Below are 18978 nucleotides of genomic sequence, written 5' to 3'. Positions count from 1 at the left end.
CGGTGCCCCCCTTGTGCGCGCCGCGACTCGCGGCGCGGGCACGGGCTGCCCCGGCTCAGGAACGCTGTTTCCCGCTGCCGCGGCTATTCGGCGTCGGCGAGGATGGCCTTGAGCTGGCCGGCGGCGCCCATCGCGTTGGGCCATCCGGCGTAGAAGGCCAGGTGGGTGATGGCCTCGCTCAGTTCTTCCCGGGTCAGCCCGTTGTCGAGGGCGAGCTTGAGGTGGAAGCCGAGCTGGTCGCTGCGGTAGAGGGCGATCAGGGCGGCGACGGTGACCAGGCTGCGATCCCGGGGCGACAGACCGGGCCGCTCCCAGACGTCCCCGAAGAGGACCTGGTCGGTCAGGTCGGCGAGCTTGGGCGTGACGTCACCGATGGCCTGCTGCGCCGCGGAGGGTTCCTGCGACATGGCGTGTCTCCTTGTATCTGTGCCGGGCCCGGCGGGAGGTGGGAAACGGGGTGGTCACTTCTCGATGAGCTGCCCGTACTCCTCCTGGAAGCGGTCTCCGAGGGCCTTGGGGAGGCTGTCGAGCCGGACGAGCTGGTCGGCGGTCAGGACAAGAGTGTCGGCGGCGGTGTTCTCCTCGACGCGGGAGACGTGCTTGGTCCCGGGGATCGGAGCGATGTCTTCACCCTTGGACAGCAGCCACGCCAGCGCCACCTGGGCGGGCGTCGCCTGCGCCTGGTCGGCGACGGCCTGAACCTCGTCGGCGATGGCCAGGTTGCGCCGGAAGTTCTCACCCCCGAAACGGGGGTTGCCGACGCGGAAGTCACTCGCTTCCAGGTGCTCGATGGAGCGGACGGTGCCGGTCAGGAAGCCGTGCCCGAGCGGCGAGTACAGGACGAAGCCGATACCCAGCTCGCGGACGAGCGGCAGGATCTCTTCCTCGACCTCTCGTTCCCACAGGGAGTACTCCGTCTGGAGCGCGGTGATCGGGTGGACGGCGTGGGCGCGGCGGATGGTGGCGGGCTTGGCCTCGGACAGGCCGATGTGCCCGATCTTGCCCTCGCCGATCAGCTCGGCCAGCGCGCCCACGGTCTCCTCGATCGGGGTGTCCGGGTCGACGCGGTGCTGGTAGTAGAGGTCGATGTCGGTGCCCAGGCGCCGCAGGGAGCCCTCGACGGCGGCGCGGACGCTCGCGGGGGAGGAGTCGACCGCGTTCGGCGTCGCTGTTCCGTCGGTGTGGGAGACCAGGCCGAACTTCGTGGCCAGCACCACCTGGTCGCGCCGTCCCTTCAGGGCGCGGCCGACCAGTTCCTCGTTGACGAAGGGGCCGTAGATCTCGGCGGTGTCCAGGAAGGTGACGCCGAGATCGAGCGCACGGTGGATGGTGCGGATCGACTCCGCCTCGTTCGTACCGGCCCCGGTGTAGAAGTCGGACATCCCCATCGCTCCGAGGCCGATGCGGGAGACGTCCAGGTTCCTGAGCTTGATGTGCTGCACGGCGGCTTCTTCTCCGTTCTCCGGAATATTCCGGAAAGCGTCTCCGGCGCCGCACGCCGGATGATGTGCAAAAGTCCTGCGGCGGAGGAGCAACCCGTACTCCGGAAATTGGCTACCGGGTTTTCCCAGGGCTCCTCATCACCACGTCGTCCACCTTGGCACCGCCTCGCGCGCCCGAAAAGAGGAAGGATTGTTCCGGGGAAGGATCCCTCCCCCCTTACGAGTCGGATCGGCGGATGCGGGTTGGGCGTGGTGGGGTCAGTCGGCGCGGGCGATCGTGACCTGGGCGGTGCCGTCGAGTCCGGTGAAGGCGTCCAGGTCCTCGTCGATCGTGCCGAGCACCACCATGCCGGGCCCCGGGACCGGTGGGCCGGCGTGCTTGTAGTAGACCGCCAGGCCGGGACCGGGCGGCCAGTACACGAGCTGACCGGCCTGGTAGTCGGTCTGCCGGTCGCTCCCGGGCGCGGGGAGCGGTTGGGGCAGCGACCCGTACAGTTCGCGCTCCAGCATGTCGCTCATCTGCACCGTGACTGGGAGCGTGGCGGCGAAGGCCCGCGCGGTGGCGTTGTCGGTCAGCGTCGCCTGCGTGGTCGTGTCCCCGATGCGCACGCTGACCTTCACCCCGTTCACGCTCTCGGTGCCCGCTGGGCTCGGTGCCTGTGCGGTCGCGGACGGCTTCGCGCCCGAGGAGGGACGGTTTTCCTCTGCTGCGTCGTTGCCGCACGCGGAAACGGCCAGGGTGAGTGACATGGCCCCTGCCACGCACAATGCTCTGCTTTTCACGCTGTCCTCTCGAAGGGTGCCGATTCCCCGAATAGCGGGAAGTCGGACGGAATTTAACGGGTGTGGCTCATGGCATGTATCGAAATGTGCTTCGCTGCCGGTGGAAGGCGTTATCGCTCTGCTTCGTTCTTGATTTTTTCGAGGGCGTCGTTGAATCCGTCGGGGGTGTGGCTGGATCCGGCGAGGCGGTCGATGTGCACGTCGTCGTTCGCGGCCCACGACCCGGTCGCCGATCGCGTCGGCGAAGCGTTCCTGCAGGTCGAGGGAGGTGGGGTCGGTCGCGTGGGGGTCGACCGCGACGTCGGTGATCACGTCGTCGGCGAGGGTGAGGGTGACGCCGATGGAGGAGTCCTGGCTCCCGTACTCGCCGGTCGCCTCATAGCGGCCGTCCGCGTACTGCGTGCTCCCGTCGGCCTCCGGTGCCGGGGTGCTGGGGCTGCTGGGTGAGGACGGCCGCGAGCTGTCGGTGTCGGTGGTGGAGCAGCCGGTCATGGTCGTGAGGGCGCAGGCGCCCATCGCCGTGGCCACGGTGATTTTCCTGCTCAGCGCGCTCATGCTGGGTGCTGCCTTTCCGTAAGACGGTGTCGCCTGGTGAGCGTGCGGCGGTACGCCGCACGCCGGGGGCCCGGCCTTGGGGCTTGGTCAGGTCTGGTCGGCGGTGAACAAGGTGCCGTCGAAGCTGCCGAAGGTGTCGGTGCGGCCGTCGGCGTGCATACGCACGGCCGTGAACGGGAAGCCGGCCGCGAGCCGGTGTGCCGGGGTGAGGAACAGGGCGGTGGCCAGGGCGTCCGCAACGGCCGTACGGCCGGCGACGACCCAGGTGGCCACGATGTCGTTGACGGGAGTGCCGGTGCGGGCGTCGAGGACGTGGTGCAGTCCCGGCCCCCACGTACGGCGGGTGGTGGCGGATGCGCACAGTGCCGCGTCCGACAGGTTCGCCACCCCGATCACGCGGCCGGGCTCGGTGGGGTGCTCCAGCCCGATCCGGACCGGGGGCCCGCCGGTATGGCGCAGGTCCCCGCTGGCGTCGATGACGAAGCGGGTGATCCCGGCCTCCCGTAGCAGGGCGCCGACGAGGTCGACGAGGTAGCCCTTGCCCGCCGCGCCGACGTCGATCACCAGCGGCCGGCGGGTGTACAGCACCGCCCCGTCCCGCTCGACGTCCCTGCTCCACGCCGGACGGGTGACCGCGTGGGCCGCGCGTCGGGCGGGGGTCGCGGGGGTCAGCGAGTACGCCGGGTCATAGCCGAGGAGTTCCAGGTCCCGGCCGACCAGCGGATCCACCGCCCCGTCCGTGAGCACCGACAGCTGGTCGTAGAGGTCGAAGAGGCCGAGGGCGTCATCGGGGAAGACGAAGCGGCCACCGCCGGGTGCGGCGGCGATCTGCGAGACGAGCGAGTCGGGGCGGAACCGGGAGTACACGGCGTCGAAGCCGTCGATCCGGTGGAGGATCTGCCCGCGCAGCGCCTCTTCCACCGGTTCGTGCGTGTCGATCTCCCATCGGGTGCCCAGGGCATCGAACGTGAAGACGGACCGTGTGCCGCTCGTGTCCCTGGCCGGCGTGGGCCGGGGACACGAGCCGGGGGAACTGTTCGCGCTACGTTCCTGCACGACCTACGCCTCCTGTCTTCCGTCCCCGCACAACGACAGGTTCGCAGTGCCTCGGCCGCCCGCCCAGAGGAGAGTTTCTTCCCCGGGAGGAGACCATCCGGGGAAGGAACCTTCCCTCCCGCCGGTGCTGCCGTCGGTGAGACAGTGGCTTCATGAGCAGCAACCGCAACGAGCTGGGAGATTTCCTCAAGGCCCGCCGGGCCGAGCTGACGCCGCGCGCCGTGGGCCTGCCCGACGGCGGCGGCCCGCGCCGGGTGGCCGGGCTGCGCCGTGAGGAGGTCGCGCAGCTCGCGGCGATCTCCACCGACTACTACACCCGCCTGGAGCAGGGCCGCCTGCCCGCCTCCGCGCCGGTACTGGAGACGATCGCCGAGGCGCTGCACCTGGATGAGGACCAGCGCCGCTACCTGTTCGGCCTGGCCGGCAAGGAGACCGCCAAGCCCCGCCGCCGCACGGTGCAGAAGGTGCAGCCGCAGCTGCGCCGGGTCCTGGACGACCTCACCTCCACCCCGGCGATCGTCATGGGACGCCGGATGGACGTCATCGCGTGGAATCCGCTGGCTGCGGCCTTGATCACGGACTTCGGGAAGGTGCCGGAGAAGCACCGCAACTACGTGCGGATCCTGTTCACCGATCCGATGATGCGCCGCTTGTACGCGGACTGGAAAAGCGTCGCGCGTACAGCGGTCGCGCAATTGCGGATGGAAGCGGGGAAGTACCCGGATGATCCGCGCCTGACCGCGCTGGTCGGCGAGCTGTCCGTACAGGACGCCGACTTCCGCACGTGGTGGGCCGCCCACCACGTCGCCACGCTCAGCGTGGGCACCAAGGTGCTGCATCACCCGGTCGCCGGCGAACTGTCGCTGGACTGGGACACCCTGAGTGCGAGCACCGACCCCGACCAGCAGCTGGTGGTGTGGACGGCGGAGGTCGGCTCCCCCACCCACGACGGCCTGCGAATCCTCGCCTCCTGGGCCGCCGCCCGGCAGCCCGCCACGGACTCGGCCGACTGAACCGCACTGCGCCCGCGCGACGTGGTGAGCGGGGCGGGCGATGCTGCGGCAGGTCGCGGGGCCGAGCGTCCCAAGGGCCGGTAGCGTCGCGGAACTGCCCGATTCGCGCTGTCCCACCGGGGCAGCCGGTTCCACTGCCTGGGAGACAAGGTGCCTGCTCTGGAACTCCTGGTGGTACTGGGAGCGACGCTGCTGCTCGGCCAGATGATCAGCAACCGACTGCACGTCGCTCCGCCCGTCGTCCTGCTCACTCTGGGGGCGGTCCTCGGGTTCGTACCCGCGCTGCGCGAGGCACGCATGCCCCCAGAGGCAGTGCTGCTGCTGTTCCTGCCCGCCCTGCTGTACTGGGAGAGCCTGACCACCTCGCTGCGGGGCATCCGCCGCGACCTGCGCGGCATCGTCCTGATGAGCACCGCCCTGGTCGTGGGGGGCCCCCCCCCCGGGGGGGGGGGGCCCCCCCCCCGGGGGGGGGGGGGGGGGCCCGGCGGGGGGCGGGGGGGGGGGTGGGCGCGGGGGGGGGGGGGGCCCCGGCCCCCCCCCCCCCCCCCCCCCCCCCCACGACCGCACACGCCCTCGGACTCGCCTGGGGCCCGGCCTGGGTGCTGGGCGCGGCGGTCGCGCCCACCGACGCCACCGCCGTCGGGGTGTTCGCCCGCGCCCTGCCGCGCCGCAACCTGACCCTGCTGCGCGCGGAGAGCCTGGTCAACGACGGAACAGCCCTCGTCATCTACGGCCTCGCCGTCGGCATCACCATCGGCGAGGAGCACCTGACCCTCGGCCACGTCACCTGGCTGGTCGCCCTGTCCTACCTGGGCGGCATCGCCGCTGGGGCGGTGGTCGCATGGCTGGGCGTCATAGTGCGCCGCCGGGTGAACACCGACCCGCTGCTGGCCAACCTCACGGTGCTGCTGACGCCCTTCAGCGCCTACCTGCTGGCGGAGGTGATCGACGCCTCCGGTGTCCTCGCGGTCGTGGCGGCGGGGCTCGTGATGAGCCAGGCCGGGCCCCGCTTGGCGGGTGCCGCCACCCGTCGGCAGACCGAGCAGTTCTGGTCGCTGGCCACCTTCCTGCTCAACGGCGCGCTGTTCGTCCTGGTCGGACTTCAGGCGCAGGCCGCCGTTCGCACTCTGCACGGGCCGGACCTCACCCTCGCCCTGGCCGCGGTCGGCGCGGTCAGCGCCGTAGTCGTCGCCACCCGCTTCGCGTTCCTGTTCACCGTGCCCTACGGGATCCGGCTGCTGGACCGGCGCCCCGCCCAACGCGAGCGGCGTGTCGCCTACCGCTCCCGTATCGTCACCTCGTTGTGCGGCTTCCGCGGCGCGATCTCGATGGCCCTGGCTCTGTCCGTCCCGGCCGCTCTGGACGACGGGACGCCCTTCCCCGACCGTTCCGTCATTGTGTTCGTCACCGCCGGAGTCATCGTCCTCACCCTGGTCGTGCAAGGGCTGCTGCTGCCCGTGGTGGTGCGCTGGGCCCGGCTGCCACGCGATACCGAGATGGGCGAAGAACGCCTGCTGGCCGAGGCCACCGCGACCGAGGAGGCGTACCAGGCTTTGGAGGAGACCGCCGCCCGGCTCGGCACCGACCCGCAGATCACCGAGCGCACGCGCCGCGAGTACGAGAGCCACCTCCATGTCGTCCGTGCCGGCGGGAGCGAGCCAAAGCCCGGCGAGCAGGCCGACATCCTGCGCCGGGACCGGCAGTACACCGATCTGCGGCTCGCCCTGCTGGAACGTAAGCGGGCCACCGTGCTGCGCCTGCGTGATGAGCAGGCCATCGACGACACCGTCCTGGTCCAGGTACAGCGCCGTCTCGACATCGAAGAAATCCGCCTCGCCGGAGCGGACAGCGCCCAGTAGCCTCCCGACGGCACCCGCCGCCCGTGCCTGCCCCGGCCTCTGCCGTGGGCCGGGCCCGCCGGCGGTCAGCGTTCGAGCATGCGTAGTCCGGCTTCGGGGTGGGTGTCCCCGGCGGCGGGCGGCAGGTTCGACAGCCGCTCCAGCTGCCCGGCGGTGAGGGCCAGGCGGTCTGCGGCGGTGTTCTCCTCCACGCGCACGACGCGCTTGGTGCCGGGGATGGGGGCGATGTCCTCGCCCTGGGCCAGCAGCCAGGCGAGGGCGACCTGGGCCGCGGTGGCACCGGCGTCGGCGGCGATGGCCTGCACCTCGTCGGCGATGGCCATGTTGCGCTGGAAGTTCTCGCCGGTGAAGCGCGGGTTGCCGCGCCGGAAGTCGCCTTCGGCGAAGTCGTTCTCGTTGCGGACGGTGCCGGTGAGGAAGCCGTGCCCGAGCGGGGAGAAGGGCACCAGGCCGATGCCCAGTTCCCGCAGGACGGGCAGGACGCGGTCCTCGATCCCACGGGTCCACAGCGAGTATTCGGACTGTACGGCGGTGACGGGGTGGACGGCGTGGGCGCGGCGGATGGTGTCCGGTCCGGCTTCGGACAGGCCGAAGTGGCGCACCTTGCCCTCGGTGATGAGTTCGGCGACGGCCCCGGCGGTCTCCTCGATGGGGGTGTCCGGGTCGACGCGGTGCTGGTAGTAGAGGTCGATGTGGTCGGTGCCCAGCCGCTTGAGCGACCCCTCGACCGCGGTGCGGATGTTGTCGGGGGTGGAGTTCAGATTCCACGCGCCGGCCCCGCCGTGGTCGACCAGGCCGAACTTCGTCGCCAGCACCACCTGGTCGCGGCGGCCCTTGAGAGCCTGGCCGACGAGCTCTTCGTTGATGTAGGGGCCGTAGATCTCGGCGGTGTCGATGAGGGTGACGCCGAGGTCGAGGGCGCGGTGAATGGTGCGGATGGACTCCGCGTCGTCGGTTCCGGCGCCGGTCAGGCCGTGCGACATGCCCATCGCTCCGAGCCCGATCCGGGAGACCCGCAGACCGCCGAGCTTGATGTACTTCATGCGCGATCACTTCTCCTGTCGCTGCGTGCCGGGCTATGGGAGGGGCCTATTCGCCTGGGGGAAAGTCGGTGGAGGCCGCCAGCTCGCGCTGGGCTTCGAAGTCGTCGATCCGCTTGCGCAGCACGCCGAGCGTGGAGTCCAGGGCCTGGGAGCCGAGCATCATCCGCAGCGGGGCCGGCTCGGTGTCGGCGGACTCGATGATCGCTGCGGCCATACGCTGCGGGTCCCCGGGCGCCAGCCCGTTGGCCGGGTCCAGCATGGCCTGGAAGGCGTGGGCCGGGTTGCCGTCGTATGCGTCGATCGCCTCGGCGACCTGGGCGCTGCCGTAGCGGAACTCGGTACGGGCCCCGCCGGGCTCGACGATGGTCACCCCGATGTTGAACGGAGCGACTTCCTGGGCGACCGCTTCGGCGAACCCTTCGATGCCCCACTTGGTGGCGTGGTACATCGAGTTGCCGGGGAAGGCGACCTGCCCGCCGTACGTCGACATCTGCACGATGCGCCCGCCGCCCTGCTCCCGCAGGTGCGGCAGCGCCGCGCGGATCAGGGTGATGGAGCCGGTGAGGTTGGTCGCGATGATGTGCTCGACCTGCGCGTCGGTGAGTTCCCTCGGCGGCCCCGAACAGCCCGTACCCGGCGTTGGAGACGATCACGTCCACGCGGCCGGCGGCGAACGCGGCGTCCACCGTCATGCGGACCGCGTCGGTGTCGGTGACATCGAGGATCTCGGCCCGGAAGGAGTCGGGATACTCCTCAGCGAGGTCGGCGATCTTGTCCAGGTTGCGGACGGTGCCGATGACGCGGTCGCCGCGCTGGAGGAGCTGGGTGGTCAGGGCGCGGCCGAAGCCGCTGCTGACACCGGTGATGAGCCAGGTACGGGAGTTCATGCTTCTTCCTTCGAGGACGCGGCGTCGTCGGCCGGGGCGGCGGCGTCGACGGCGGCCAGGGCGTTGAGGGTGCGGGGGTAGCCGATGAACGGCACCAGGCCGGTCAGCACGCCGAGCAGGGTGGCGCGGGTGTTGCCGACGTTGAGGTTGGCCGCGACGTGGCCCTTCACCTGAGAGTCCGCGCCGCCGAGCGCGGCGAGCAGAGCGAAGGTGAGCAGTTCCCGGGTGGGCACGTCGAGGCCGGTGCGGGTGTAGTGGTCGCCGAAGCAGTTGCCGCTCAGGAACCGCTGGAAGTGCTGCGTGGCGGCGGGCGCGTTCGCATACATGCCCTCGACCGCGCTGTCGCCGACGATCCGCTTCTGCACCGCCACCCCCTGCTCCATCCGGGAGTCGGGGCCGGTGGTGGACTGCCCTTCCAGCGGCAGTTCCACCCCGCGGTCGGTGAGGACGTCGTTGGTGGCGTGCAGGAAGTCGAAGACGCGGGCCATCCCGGCGTACGGCACCGCCTGGTAGACGATCTCCTTCACCTGAACCGGGGTGACCCCGGCGCTCAGGGCGGCGCCGAGCATCACCCGGTACTCGGCGAGGGCGCCGACGGCGATCATCGCGGCGAGCTGGGTCATCAGCCGGGTGCGCTCGTCCAGGTCGCCGGTGTGGCGCAGGACCTCGTCGAAGGCGAAGTTGTCGAAGTACTCGATCAGCTCCGGATCCGTGACGGCGAGGGTGGAGACGTGGCCGGGGAACAGCCGCTCGTGCGCGGCGGTGGCGGCTGTGTTGGGCGTGCGGGCGGTCACGGGCGCACCACCACCTTGAGGCTGGTGCGCTCGTCCATGGCCTGGTAGGCGTCGGCGACCTGGTCGAGGCCGACCTCGGCGTCGAAGACCCGGCCGGGGTCGATACGCCCTTCCAGCACGTCGGGGATGGCCTGCTCGATGTAGGCGCGTACCGGGGCGGGGCCGCCGGCGAGCTGGGCGTTCTTCCCGAACAGCGACCCGAAGCCGACCGGGGCCTGTTCGTACTGCGGGACGCCGACGCGGGAGATGATCCCGCCGGGGCGCACGATGCCGTACGCCTGCTCGTAGGCGGGCATCAGCCCGACCGCCTCCAGAACGACGTGGGACCCTTTGCCGCCGGTCAGGTCCATCACCTTCGCGATGCCCTCCTCGCCGCGCTCGGCGACCACGTCGGTGGCGCCCCACTCGCGGCCGAGGTCGGTGCGGGAGGTGTGCCGGCCCATGAGGATGATCTTCTCGGCGCCCATGCGGTGAGAGGCCAGCACGGCGGACAGGCCGACCGCACCGTCGCCGATGACGGTCACGGTCTTGCCGGGCTCGACCCGGCCCATGTGGGCGGCGTGGTAGCCGGTGAGGTAGACGTCGCTCAGGGCCAGCAGCGACGGCAGCAGAGCCGGGTCGACGTCGGTGGGGATCTTCACCAGGGTGCCGTCGGCCTGGGGGACGCGGATGGCCTCGGCCTGTGCGCCGCCGACGCCGCCGGCCCCGTACCAGCCGCCGTGCGGGCAGGCGGTGTGGAAGCCGTCGCGGCAGATCGGGCAGGTGTTGTCCGCGTACGCGAACGGGGAGACGACGAAGTCGCCGCGCTTGAGGCCGCGCACCGCGGAGCCGGTCTCCTCGACGACACCGAGGAACTCGTGGCCCATCGGCGCGCCCTGGTCGGTCTTGTCCATGGAGTGGTAGGGGTGCAGGTCGGAGCCGCACACGCAGGCCAGGGTGATGCGGACGATGGCGTCCGTCGGCTCGACGACGGTCGGGTCGGGGACGTTCTCGACCCGGACGTCGCCGGGCCCGTACATGAGGGTGGCACGCATAATAAGAGGTCTTGCCTTTCGTTACTGCGGCAGGTCGGTAAGCTGTGCAGCCGCTGATGGCTCGGGGCTGTCAGCGGGGTTCGAGGCGGAGGGTGGAGGCGCGGGCCCGCTCTGTCAGGACGTGCTCGACGATGCTCGTGTAGTGCCCGTACTTCTCCCGGTAGGCGGCATCCACCCCCGGGTACTCGCCGGGATCGGCCTCCTGGAAGGTGACGTCGCTGCGCACGCCGCCGGCTTCGATGCGGCCCTGGTGGCGGGACTGCGTGCCCCGGTACCACGGGCCGTCGGCGCCTTTGACGGACCGGACGTACACCTGGCCCCCGGAGCGGACCACCCACATCGTCACCGGATCACGCAGGGTGCCGTCGGCCCGTTCCGATGAGAGGTCCAGCTCCTCGGCTGCGGCGATCTTCGCTAGATCCGAGCCGTTCCAGTGCGCCATCGTCGTATCCCTTCTCCGTAGGCGAGGCCCAGGCCGGGGCTCGCCCGGTCTACGAGTCGTCATGTACACCGTCACCCGCCCGCCAGGGGCACGCCATCCGGGAAACGCGCTGCCTGGCAGGAGAGCCGCAGGCGTCCTCGGACATGAGGCGACACAATCAACCCTGCACCCTCCCGCCCGCTCCAGGCAGGCCGAGATGTGCCAGGGGATGGGCAGCGGGGGGTATGACAGGGCCCCCTTCGAGGGCACGTCGGACGAGCGGCCGAGGGAGACTGGCGTTATGGCAGCCGAGCAGCACAGCAGCGGTGACGAACTGGCACGCTTCCTGCGCGCCCGCCGCACGCAGACCAGCCCCCAGTCCGCCGGCCTCACCCCCGGACCGGGCGTACGGCGCACCCCGGGGCTGCGCCGCGAGGAACTGGCCACGCTCGCCGGAGTCAGCATCGACTACTACACCCGCCTGGAGCGCGGCAAGGAGACCCGCCCCAGCCCCGCCGTGATCGACTCCCTCGCCCGCGCCCTGCAACTCGACGATGCCGAGCACCAGCATCTGCGCGACCTCGCCGTCCGCGCCGCCCGCTACGCACCCCAGGCCGCCCCGGCACCGAGCCGCACCGTACGCCCGCACCTGAAGCTGGTGCTGGAGACGGTGCGGCCGAACCCGGCCTACGTCGTGAGCCGCAGCATGGACGTCCTGGCCCACAACCCCGGCGGTCTCGCCCTGTACGCGGGCATCGAGGACTGGCCCGCCACCCAGCGCAACCTCGCCCGCTACCTCTTCCTCCACCCCGCCGCCCGCGAGGTCTTCCCCGACTGGGACAACCAGATCCGCAGCTGCGTCGCCCGGCTCCGCGCCCTGGCCGGCACCGACCCGGACGCCCCCGACCTCACCCAGCTCGTCGGCGAACTCCTCCTCAAGAGCCCCGATTTCGCCGGACTGTGGGAACGCTACGAGGTCACCGGCCGCAAGATCCTCACCAAGACCTTCCATCACCCCCAGGTCGGCAAGCTCACCCTCAACTTCCAGGGCATGGCCCTCGAAGGCACCCCCGGCCAGCGCATGGGCATCTACACCGCCCAGCCCGGCACCCCCGACCACGACGCCATGCTTCTGCTCGACCTCACCGCCCCCCCCCACACCGAGCCGACGCCACCCCGCAGAAGCGGCGGTAACCGGCTGCGGCCGTAACCGTCCCCGCTTCCGCCGAACCGCCCATTACCTGGCCGGAGAAGGGCGCTACTCGTCGGGGAGTTCGGCGCGGACACGACGCGAGGGCCGGAAGGCGTACAGGTCGAGGACGGCGGGCGGCTCGGCGAGCCCCGGGCCGCCGGCAGCGACCCAGGCGGCGATGTCGGCGGCGGCGCCGCGATCGTTCACCTGGCCCAGCCAGACCGGCCGCCCGCCGGCCTTGCGTCCTTCGGCTGAGGGCTGGACGACGATGACGTTGGCCCGCTCACACGCGTCCAGGCAGTCGGTGCGCCGGACCATCGCCACCCCGGCCAGCGCGGTACGCAGGTCCGCGAGCTGGGCTTCGTGGTCGAGGCGGGGAACCTCGGCCGCCGTGCCGCAGCAGCATCCCCGGCAGACGGTGACGGTGCAGCGGGCCCGGGCAGCACCGGCCACCCCGCTCCCAGCGGCCGCACGGCGGGGGCCCCGACCGCTCACGCGATGCCCTTCACCGTGGAGCCGGGCCAGGCGTGCTTGCCCAGCAAGCGCAGCCCGTTCAGGCCGACGATGACGGTCGAACCCTCGTGACCGGCGACGCCGAGCGGCAGCGGCAGCGTGCCGATGAGATCCCAGGCCACCAGAGCCGTGATGAACACCCCTGCGATGGTCAGGTTCTGGACGACGAGGCGGCGCGCGGTCCGGGACAGGGCGACGACGGCGGGGATCGTGGCGAGTTCGTCGCGGACGACCACGGCGTCGGCGGTCTCCAGCGCGAGGTCGGAGCCGGCCTTGCCCATCGCGATCCCGGTATGCGCCGCCGCCAGCGCCGGCGCGTCGTTGACACCATCCCCGACAACCAGGACCCGGCGGCCCGCAGCCTCCCACTCCCGTACGGCGGCGACCTTGTCCTGCGGGAGCAGCCCGGCCCGGACGTCGGTGATGCCGACCTCGGCGGCCAGGTGCCGGGCGGCGCGCTCGTTGTCGCCGGTCAGCAGGACCGGCGGGCGGCCGGTCAGTTCGGTGAGCGCGGCCACCGTCGCCGTCGCGTCCGGGCGGAGCCGGTCCGCGACACCCAGCACACCGACCAGTACGCCATCCCGCAGGACGAGGACTGCGGTCCGGCCCGCGTCTTCGAGTACCCCTACCTCGTCGGCCGTTCCCCGTCCGTCGGCGGGGGGCAAGTCGGGCCGGGGATCCGACCTGGACGGTGCGGCCTGCGATCGTGGCGATCACTCCGGAACCGGGTACGGAGGTGAAGTCGGTCGCCTCTGCGAGGGCGAGGCCGCGTTCGCGGGCGGCCTGGACCACGGAGCGGGCCAGGGGGTGTTCGCTGGGGTGCTCGGCCGCTGCCGCCAACGCCAGCAACGAGTCCTCGTCCAGCCCCGAAGCGGGCTCCGGGCGGACGTCGGTGACGCGCGGGGTGCCCTCGGTCAGGGTGCCGGTCTTGTCCAGGGCGACGGTGTCGACCTGGCCGAGGCGTTCCATGACGACGGCGGACTTCGCCAGCACACCGTGGCGGCCCGCGTTGGCGATCGCCGACAGCAGCGGCGGCATCGTAGACAGGACCACCGCGCAGGGCGAGGCGACGATCATGAACGTCATCGCGCGCAGCAGCGCCGACTGGAGGGTGTCGCCGAAGGCCATCGGGATACCGAAGACGGCCAGGGTCGCGAGGACCATGCCGATCGAGTACCGCTGCTCGATCTTCTCGATGAACAGCTGGGTCGGGGCCTTCGTTTCGGAGGCTTCCTCGACCATCTTCACGATCCGGGCGATCACCGAGTCGGCCGGATCGCTCTCGACCCGTACCCGCAGGGCGCCGGTGCCGTTCACCGTACCGGCGAACACCTCGTCGCCCGCCTGCTTGGCCACCGGCAGGGGCTCGCCGGTGATGGTGGCCTGGTCGACGTCGCTCGCCCCGTCCAGGACCTGCCCGTCGGCGCCGACCCGCTCCCCCGGGCGCACCAGGATCATGTCCCCGACCGCGAGACGCCCGGTGTAGACACTCTCCTCCGTGCCGTCCGACAGGAGCCGGGTGGCCGTGGTGGGGGCAAGGTCGAGCAGACCGCGCACCGAGTCCGCCGTACGGGCGGTCGCCACGGCCTCCACGGCGCCCGAGGTGGCGAAGATGACGATCAGCAGCGCCCCGTCCAGAACCTGCCCGATCGCGGCAGCGCCGAGCGCCGCCACCACCATCAGCAGATCCACATCCAGCGTCCTGTCCTTCAGCGCCTTCAGGCCCGCCCACCCCGGCTCCCACCCGCCGGTGACATAGGTCGCGGCGAACACCGGTCCCCACAACCAGACCGGGCCACCCAGCAGGTAGACCGGCAGAGCCAGGAGAAACAGCACCAAGGCCGCCAGCGCCCAGCGGGCCTCGGGCAGCGCCAGGACCCGCGTACGGCGCCGAGGCAGAGCAGGGCGCGGGCCGCCATCAGGCAGCGCGGACCGCTGGTCCAGAACAGAAGACATGCCGAAATGACCCTTCACGGGCTGAGACGGAGCGACACCTCCACCGTACAGGAACATGTGAACAGGTCTTCAAGTGTATTCGGTAAGATGGACGCATGGGCCACGGAAGCGAGACCACCAGCAGCGCCACCGCCCGCGAACGCCTCGACGCGGTCGGCACCGCCGACGTCGCCGCCACCCTCCAGGCCCTCGCCACCCCCTCGCGACTGCACATCCTGGCCCGCCTCCAGGAAGGCCCCTGCTCCGTCGGCGACCTCGCCGAAGCCGTCGGCATGGAAGCCTCCGCCTGCTCCCACCAGTTGCGACTCCTGCGCAACCTGGGCCTGGTCGCCGGCGAGCGCCACGGGCGGTCGATCATCTACGCGCTCTACGACAACCACGTCGCCGAACTCCTCGACCAAGCCCTCTACCACGTCGAACACCTGCGCCTCGGCGTCCGCGACGCACCGGTCGAAGCACCAGAAGCCGCCGCCCCCTGACTGATCTCGCCGGCCAGGTCGACGCGAAAGCGTTCGGCACAGGCCCGCCAGCCTCAGCAGTAACGGCTGTACAACGCCCCGGTGCACTCACCTCGCACGGCTCACAGGCGAAACTGCTCGGTGTTCGCAGTCAGACTCCTCAACCTGGCCTCCGCCGACCGCGTGGAACTCCCATCGTCCGAGACGGGAGGCTGTGGCGGCGCCGGCCTGTTCGACGCCGACCCCCAGGAAGCCGGGGGCGGGCTGCGCGCCCATCCGCAGGTCGTCCAACTCGGCACCCCGTCTCGGTCAGGGCCGCCTGCGGAGGACGTACGCCCTCCGCCGCGACGGCTCGACGTATGGCATGCCGCTACCCGCCCAGCCGCTACCGAAATATGACACCTCCAGCTTATTAACCGGTCATGACTGGATTCATTCTCAAAGAGGTTGAATCGGCTGGGTCCGCAGTCAAACGCCTCGATTGGTAGACAAAGGACAGTAGTTCGCCGGGGGCAGACACGAAAGATCGCGGAAAGACTGGCCAAGGTGCGTGAGGACATGTCAACGTAGACGACCTTGCAATAACTGTGCAGGTCAGAGAGGTGTTTGCCCTTGACTGTGGCTCCTGCCGGTCTTGGCTTGTCCACCACCATCGACGCCCTCCGGCTGCACGATTGGCGGCTTGGACCCGGCCAACCCACGCTCGTGACAGATCAGTTTTCCGCCGCCGATTTCCACCTCATCGTGGATGACCGCGCGGACGTGCACATCAGCTCGAAGGACGGCCGCTTCTACCTCGGCCGGTTCCCGAATGGCCGTTCCGGAACAGATGGTGAGGGATGGGCGATTGCCGTCGCGGGAACCGGCGGCGTACCCGGCTACCGCATGACGTTCGACACCGAGACGCCGGCTGACATCGTCGCCGCCGCTGTGGCCCGCGTGCTGGCGACTTCACATCGCGTGTGACCGTGGCGGCTCCCGTCGGCATCGCTGATCGGCCGCTGGTCTGTTGCCGGCGGCCGATCCGTATCACCGCTGCTCGTTTCTCTACCTCAGGAGGCTGTTCGTGACGTCCTCGGAGATGACCGTTGGCGATCTCATCGATCGGCTGTCCGCCCACGACCGGACTGCTCCGGTCCGTCTGGCCATGAACCCGTTCTTCCCGATGGCTCACAGCATCGAGAGCGTGTTGGCGTCTGTGGACGAGACTGGTCGGGCCGTCGTCTATCTCGCCGAAGGGCGGGACGAGGGCGCCCAGCTCGGCCATCTGCCGACCGAGGTCGCTGTTGCCCTGACGTGGCAGGGACCTGTCCAGGCGCCGCCGCGCCGCCCCCGCCGCCGTGCCGGCGGCAACTGAATCCGCACCGAGCCTTGGAGGCGCCCCTGTACTCCGACTTTCCGACCGACTTCTCCGCTTCGCGTGGCGGCCAGCCCGCGTTCTGGGTCGGCCCGCGACACCTGGCTGGTGACGATGGGCGCCTCTACGACGTCGTTGCCGACACGCTCTCCGGCCTGGGCTGGACGAGCCTGACGGTGGTCCGCGGCCGGCAGGTGCCGGATGAGGCGCCGGAGGACCGTCAGGTCGTGCGCAGCACCGTCTTGCACATCAGTCCCGACGCGCTTCGCTGGGCGCAGTGGGTTCTGGCGGACGAGCCGTTCTTCCTCGGAGGGCTGCCGATCGCCTGGCAGGTCTCCGCCCGGGCCGAGCCGAGCAGTCCGCTCGCCCAGTGGTCGGCGTACTTCACCTGCGACGTCCCCGGCGAGGCGGTGGTCGACTTCCTCGTCGCGCTCGACGCGAGCGGCCAGCCCGCCGAGCCGCTCGCCGGACCCGAGCGGGTCCTTGACGCTGTTGCCGCCCACGGATGGCTCCGCGACTTCGACCGGCCTGAAGGCGGAGCGACGGATCCGACGGCCACCTCGCAGATCAGCCTCGGCGAGGTTCCACCGCTCATCCAGGACTCCGATCCGCGCGTTCTCGCGGCCGAGTACGACGAGGCGGGACCGGCCGGATGGCAGGCGTGGGCCGAGCCCGCGCTCGGCGAACCGTGGCTGTGGGCGGCATCGTTTGCCGCCAGCGTCCCGCACGATCTCGTCGCCGCCTTCGCCGCCTCCCTCAGCTCGACCGCACCGGTCCTGCGCCGGGTGCTGCCCGCAGCTACCGAGGACCGGCTGCTGCGGGCCCCGGCCGGCTAGCGCGCACACGCGTCCTCTTCCTTCTTCTACCTTTCGGAGGTGAGTGTTTGCTCTTCGCGGGTTGTGACTGGTCGGACGGGTGGCTCGATGTCGCCGTAGTCGACCGGACGGGTGCACTCGTCGGGGAAACCCGGATCGTCTACGCCGAGTCCCCGGACCCTGTTGCCCGATACCGGGAGTTCCTCGCCCCGCTGGCACGCCGGTGGCGCGCGACGGTTACCGGAATCGAGGACGTGGGCCTTCTGTTCGCCAGCGCGCTGGCGGCTTCCGGGCTGGAGGTTGTCCACGTCGACCCCACCCGTGCCGCTCGCCACCGCGCGGCACAAGGGATACCCAAGAGTGACCGCGCCGACGCGAGGCTGATCGCCTTGATGACTCTGGCGGGCGAGGCTCGTCCCGTCGTCGCCTCCTCTCCGCAGGCGGAGGCCCTGCGCGTCGTGGCGGTTTTCTTCGCCGCCTGAGTGCCGACGGGAGGGCGGGTCGTGCTGGCTCTGGTGGTCATGATGTCGGCCCTGGTCTCCTCTGCGGCGGTCATCGGTGCAAGGCCGGGGGCGATTGCGGCGGGCGCGGCGAGGCCGGGAACGTGGGTTGCGACGCTCGTCGGTTGGCTAAACCGGTGCTTCTCCCAACGATCGTCTGTGTCGGTTGACGGGTGGCGTAGGTCTGGGGACCAAAGCTGGGGACCAGTGCGCCGTGCACGTAAGTGCCTCGCGCTGTCGGTGTTGCCGGAAAGCACGTTCTGTGACGGAGCGGCGTCCTGAGCCGGTTCAACGAAGCTTCGTTTCGGTGTCCGGAAGGGGTAGCGGCGTCTCGTGGCTCAGTGCTTCAAGGAGCAGAAGGTGGAGGAGCTGAGCTTGCGCCTTGGTGTGGACCGCTACAAGACCGCGAACCGGCCGGGGCCAACCGGATGACTCCATGGGCGGTCCAAGGGGCGAGATCTCGAAGCGGCCTGAGGCGCTCGCGCAGGGTTTGGCCGGACATCGGGAAAGGGTCGAGTGGGGACCAATTGGGGACCACGCGCTACGCGCGGTGGTGCACGGCACATACTTCAACGCACAACTTTCGCACGGATAAAGTCCGTAAAATCCTGAAAATACCCTTACCCCCCACTCCTGGGGGTCAAGGGGTCGCAGGTTCAAATCCTGTCGTCCCGACGGAAACGTCGTAGATCAGAGGGGCCCTTCGGGGCCCCTCTTGATTGTTTCCACAGCCGCCTCGGATCGTCCACTCCCCGGCGGACCGGCTGCTGAAGATGTGCGACCTCGCGGCCCGCATGGGCGTGGAAGAGCGTCTGGTGACGCTGGCCGAGGTCCAGGCGAAGATCATGTTCGAGGCGATGAACCGGGCGCTGGACGCCCGGGCACTGACGGCGGAGCAGCGGGCCCCGGGTGCCGGAGATGATGGCTGGCCTCCTGCGGGGCGTGGCCGCCGAGGAGTGGCCGGAACTCCCCGCCGCCTGAACGCCAGGAAGCCGTAGCCCGTGATCGCTGCGGCTTCCCGCGTGTAACGAGAACCCAGGCGAGCCGATTGATCAGGCGGATTCTTCGAAGACTGCGTTTCGTTCACTGTGGGGGTCAAGGGGGCACAGGTTCACATCCTGTCGTCCCGACTCTCGGATCGCCCCACCAACGCCCTGACAGCGTTGTCACATGCCCGCGCAGTGCCGGAGTCCGCAGGATGTCGCCGCGCGCCTGTACCGCGTGACGCGCTGCGCAGACCGTCCGGACAGCGCGTCGCTCGGCCTCGGTCTGTACATACTGCGAGGTCATCGAAGCGCGG

General features: G+C 70.6%; 20 protein-coding genes and 2 pseudogenes. 10 read left to right on the top strand and 12 right to left on the bottom strand.

Annotated features, from left to right (window positions below):
• Positions 1 to 83 precede the first annotated feature (83 nt).
• From ACFZAT_RS08235 to ACFZAT_RS08225, 3 genes are all read right to left on the bottom strand, one after another.
• Complete coding sequence (locus ACFZAT_RS08235) at positions 84 to 407, bottom strand: carboxymuconolactone decarboxylase family protein (RefSeq protein ID WP_391261904.1); 324 nt, start codon at positions 405 to 407, stop codon at positions 84 to 86.
• A 54-nt stretch (positions 408 to 461) separates the two neighbouring features.
• Positions 462 to 1442, bottom strand: a complete 981-nt coding sequence (locus ACFZAT_RS08230) for an aldo/keto reductase (RefSeq protein ID WP_391261901.1) — start codon at positions 1440 to 1442, stop codon at positions 462 to 464.
• A 258-nt stretch (positions 1443 to 1700) separates the two neighbouring features.
• Complete coding sequence (locus ACFZAT_RS08225; RefSeq protein ID WP_391261898.1) at positions 1701 to 2192, bottom strand: cyclophilin-like fold protein; 492 nt, start codon at positions 2190 to 2192, stop codon at positions 1701 to 1703.
• A gap of 460 nt (positions 2193 to 2652) precedes the next feature.
• On the opposite strand from ACFZAT_RS08225, the gene ACFZAT_RS08220 reads away from it, so the two are divergent.
• A complete protein-coding gene (locus ACFZAT_RS08220) occupies positions 2653 to 2802 on the top strand; it encodes a hypothetical protein (RefSeq protein WP_391261895.1) in 150 nt (49 codons plus the stop codon).
• Between the two features lie 65 nt (positions 2803 to 2867).
• Here ACFZAT_RS08220 and ACFZAT_RS08215 read toward each other — a convergent pair whose 3' ends face one another.
• On the bottom strand, positions 2868 to 3836 hold the full coding sequence (locus ACFZAT_RS08215) for an FAD:protein FMN transferase (RefSeq protein WP_391261892.1): 969 nt from the start codon (positions 3834 to 3836) through the stop codon (positions 2868 to 2870).
• 152 nt (positions 3837 to 3988) lie between these two features.
• Between ACFZAT_RS08215 and ACFZAT_RS08210 the strand changes: the two genes are divergently transcribed.
• Both ACFZAT_RS08210 and ACFZAT_RS08205 read left to right on the top strand, forming a co-directional pair.
• Positions 3989 to 4849 (top strand): helix-turn-helix domain-containing protein, encoded by an 861-nt coding sequence (locus ACFZAT_RS08210; RefSeq protein WP_391261890.1) that lies wholly within the window; start codon positions 3989 to 3991, stop codon positions 4847 to 4849.
• Between the two features lie 599 nt (positions 4850 to 5448).
• Entirely contained in the window at positions 5449 to 6708 is a 1260-nt protein-coding gene (locus ACFZAT_RS08205) for a Na+/H+ antiporter (protein ID WP_391261887.1), read from the top strand.
• Positions 6709 to 6773: 65 nt separating this feature from the next.
• Here the strand turns inward: ACFZAT_RS08205 and ACFZAT_RS08200 are convergent, their stop codons facing one another.
• The 6 genes and pseudogenes from ACFZAT_RS08200 to ACFZAT_RS08175 form a co-directional block, all read right to left on the bottom strand.
• Complete coding sequence (locus tag ACFZAT_RS08200) at positions 6774 to 7751, bottom strand: aldo/keto reductase (protein WP_391261884.1); 978 nt, start codon at positions 7749 to 7751, stop codon at positions 6774 to 6776.
• 46 nt (positions 7752 to 7797) lie between these two features.
• Positions 7798 to 8328, bottom strand: coding sequence for an SDR family NAD(P)-dependent oxidoreductase (locus tag ACFZAT_RS08195; RefSeq protein ID WP_391262732.1), 531 nt, complete (start codon positions 8326 to 8328; stop codon positions 7798 to 7800).
• A gap of 103 nt (positions 8329 to 8431) precedes the next feature.
• Positions 8432 to 8638, bottom strand: a pseudogene (locus ACFZAT_RS08190) (SDR family NAD(P)-dependent oxidoreductase); the annotation flags it as partial.
• Positions 8635 to 9432 (bottom strand): carboxymuconolactone decarboxylase family protein, encoded by a 798-nt coding sequence (locus ACFZAT_RS08185; protein WP_391261881.1) that lies wholly within the window; start codon positions 9430 to 9432, stop codon positions 8635 to 8637. The gene ACFZAT_RS08185 and the pseudogene ACFZAT_RS08190, both read right to left, overlap by 4 nt.
• Positions 9429 to 10466 (bottom strand): alcohol dehydrogenase catalytic domain-containing protein, encoded by a 1038-nt coding sequence (locus ACFZAT_RS08180; protein WP_391261878.1) that lies wholly within the window; start codon positions 10464 to 10466, stop codon positions 9429 to 9431. The genes ACFZAT_RS08185 and ACFZAT_RS08180 overlap by 4 nt, the downstream gene beginning before the upstream one ends.
• Before the next feature lie 70 nt (positions 10467 to 10536).
• Positions 10537 to 10908: a DUF2255 family protein gene (locus tag ACFZAT_RS08175; protein WP_391261875.1), complete on the bottom strand. Its 372-nt coding sequence runs from the start codon at positions 10906 to 10908 to the stop codon at positions 10537 to 10539.
• 280 nt (positions 10909 to 11188) lie between these two features.
• Here ACFZAT_RS08175 and ACFZAT_RS08170 point away from each other — a divergent pair, with 280 nt between their 5' ends.
• Positions 11189 to 12097, top strand: a complete 909-nt coding sequence (locus tag ACFZAT_RS08170) for a helix-turn-helix domain-containing protein (RefSeq protein WP_391261873.1) — start codon at positions 11189 to 11191, stop codon at positions 12095 to 12097.
• Between the two features lie 48 nt (positions 12098 to 12145).
• Here the strand turns inward: ACFZAT_RS08170 and ACFZAT_RS08165 are convergent, their stop codons facing one another.
• Entirely contained in the window at positions 12146 to 12532 is a 387-nt protein-coding gene (locus ACFZAT_RS08165; protein ID WP_391261870.1) for a (2Fe-2S) ferredoxin domain-containing protein, read from the bottom strand.
• Between the two features lie 38 nt (positions 12533 to 12570).
• Positions 12571 to 14548 (bottom strand): annotated as a pseudogene (locus tag ACFZAT_RS08160) (heavy metal translocating P-type ATPase).
• 95 nt (positions 14549 to 14643) lie between these two features.
• Between ACFZAT_RS08160 and ACFZAT_RS08155 the strand changes: the two are divergent.
• The 6 genes from ACFZAT_RS08155 to ACFZAT_RS08130 all read left to right on the top strand — a co-directional run bounded on the left by ACFZAT_RS08155 (position 14644) and on the right by ACFZAT_RS08130 (position 18676).
• Positions 14644 to 15027: a metalloregulator ArsR/SmtB family transcription factor gene (locus ACFZAT_RS08155; protein ID WP_391261867.1), complete on the top strand. Its 384-nt coding sequence runs from the start codon at positions 14644 to 14646 to the stop codon at positions 15025 to 15027.
• 591 nt (positions 15028 to 15618) lie between these two features.
• Positions 15619 to 15972 carry a DUF317 domain-containing protein gene (locus ACFZAT_RS08150; RefSeq protein WP_391261864.1) on the top strand — a complete coding sequence of 118 codons (354 nt, stop codon included), beginning with the start codon at positions 15619 to 15621 and terminating at the stop codon, positions 15970 to 15972.
• Between the two features lie 100 nt (positions 15973 to 16072).
• Positions 16073 to 16363 (top strand): hypothetical protein, encoded by a 291-nt coding sequence (locus ACFZAT_RS08145; protein ID WP_391261863.1) that lies wholly within the window; start codon positions 16073 to 16075, stop codon positions 16361 to 16363.
• Between the two features lie 14 nt (positions 16364 to 16377).
• Positions 16378 to 17199, top strand: a complete 822-nt coding sequence (locus tag ACFZAT_RS08140; protein WP_391261861.1) for a DUF317 domain-containing protein — start codon at positions 16378 to 16380, stop codon at positions 17197 to 17199.
• 47 nt (positions 17200 to 17246) lie between these two features.
• Positions 17247 to 17660, top strand: coding sequence for a transposase (locus ACFZAT_RS08135; protein WP_391261858.1), 414 nt, complete (start codon positions 17247 to 17249; stop codon positions 17658 to 17660).
• A gap of 791 nt (positions 17661 to 18451) precedes the next feature.
• Positions 18452 to 18676: a hypothetical protein gene (locus ACFZAT_RS08130; RefSeq protein WP_391261856.1), complete on the top strand. Its 225-nt coding sequence runs from the start codon at positions 18452 to 18454 to the stop codon at positions 18674 to 18676.
• Positions 18677 to 18978: the final 302 nt, after the last annotated feature.

The sequence above is a fragment of the Streptomyces sp. NPDC008163 genome (assembly GCF_042956885.1).
GTDB classification, from domain to species: Bacteria; Actinomycetota; Actinomycetes; order Streptomycetales; family Streptomycetaceae; genus Streptomyces; species Streptomyces drozdowiczii_A.
Note: the sequence above shows the minus strand (reverse complement) of the source record. Positions and strands in the feature narration are given on the sequence as shown.

Coding starts and splice junctions, on each gene's coding strand:
- ACFZAT_RS08235 (WP_391261904.1), bottom strand. CDS start 407: ATGTCGCAGGAACCCTCCGCGGCGCAGCAGGCCATCGGTGACGTCACG.
- ACFZAT_RS08225 (WP_391261898.1), bottom strand. CDS start 2,192: ATGTCACTCACCCTGGCCGTTTCCGCGTGCGGCAACGACGCAGCAGAG.
- ACFZAT_RS08210 (WP_391261890.1), top strand. CDS start 3,989: ATGAGCAGCAACCGCAACGAGCTGGGAGATTTCCTCAAGGCCCGCCGG.
- ACFZAT_RS08200 (WP_391261884.1), bottom strand. CDS start 7,751: ATGAAGTACATCAAGCTCGGCGGTCTGCGGGTCTCCCGGATCGGGCTC.
- ACFZAT_RS08180 (WP_391261878.1), bottom strand. CDS start 10,466: ATGCGTGCCACCCTCATGTACGGGCCCGGCGACGTCCGGGTCGAGAAC.
- ACFZAT_RS08175 (WP_391261875.1), bottom strand. CDS start 10,908: ATGGCGCACTGGAACGGCTCGGATCTAGCGAAGATCGCCGCAGCCGAG.
- ACFZAT_RS08170 (WP_391261873.1), top strand. CDS start 11,189: ATGGCAGCCGAGCAGCACAGCAGCGGTGACGAACTGGCACGCTTCCTG.
- ACFZAT_RS08155 (WP_391261867.1), top strand. CDS start 14,644: ATGGGCCACGGAAGCGAGACCACCAGCAGCGCCACCGCCCGCGAACGC.
- ACFZAT_RS08130 (WP_391261856.1), top strand. CDS start 18,452: ATGTGCGACCTCGCGGCCCGCATGGGCGTGGAAGAGCGTCTGGTGACG.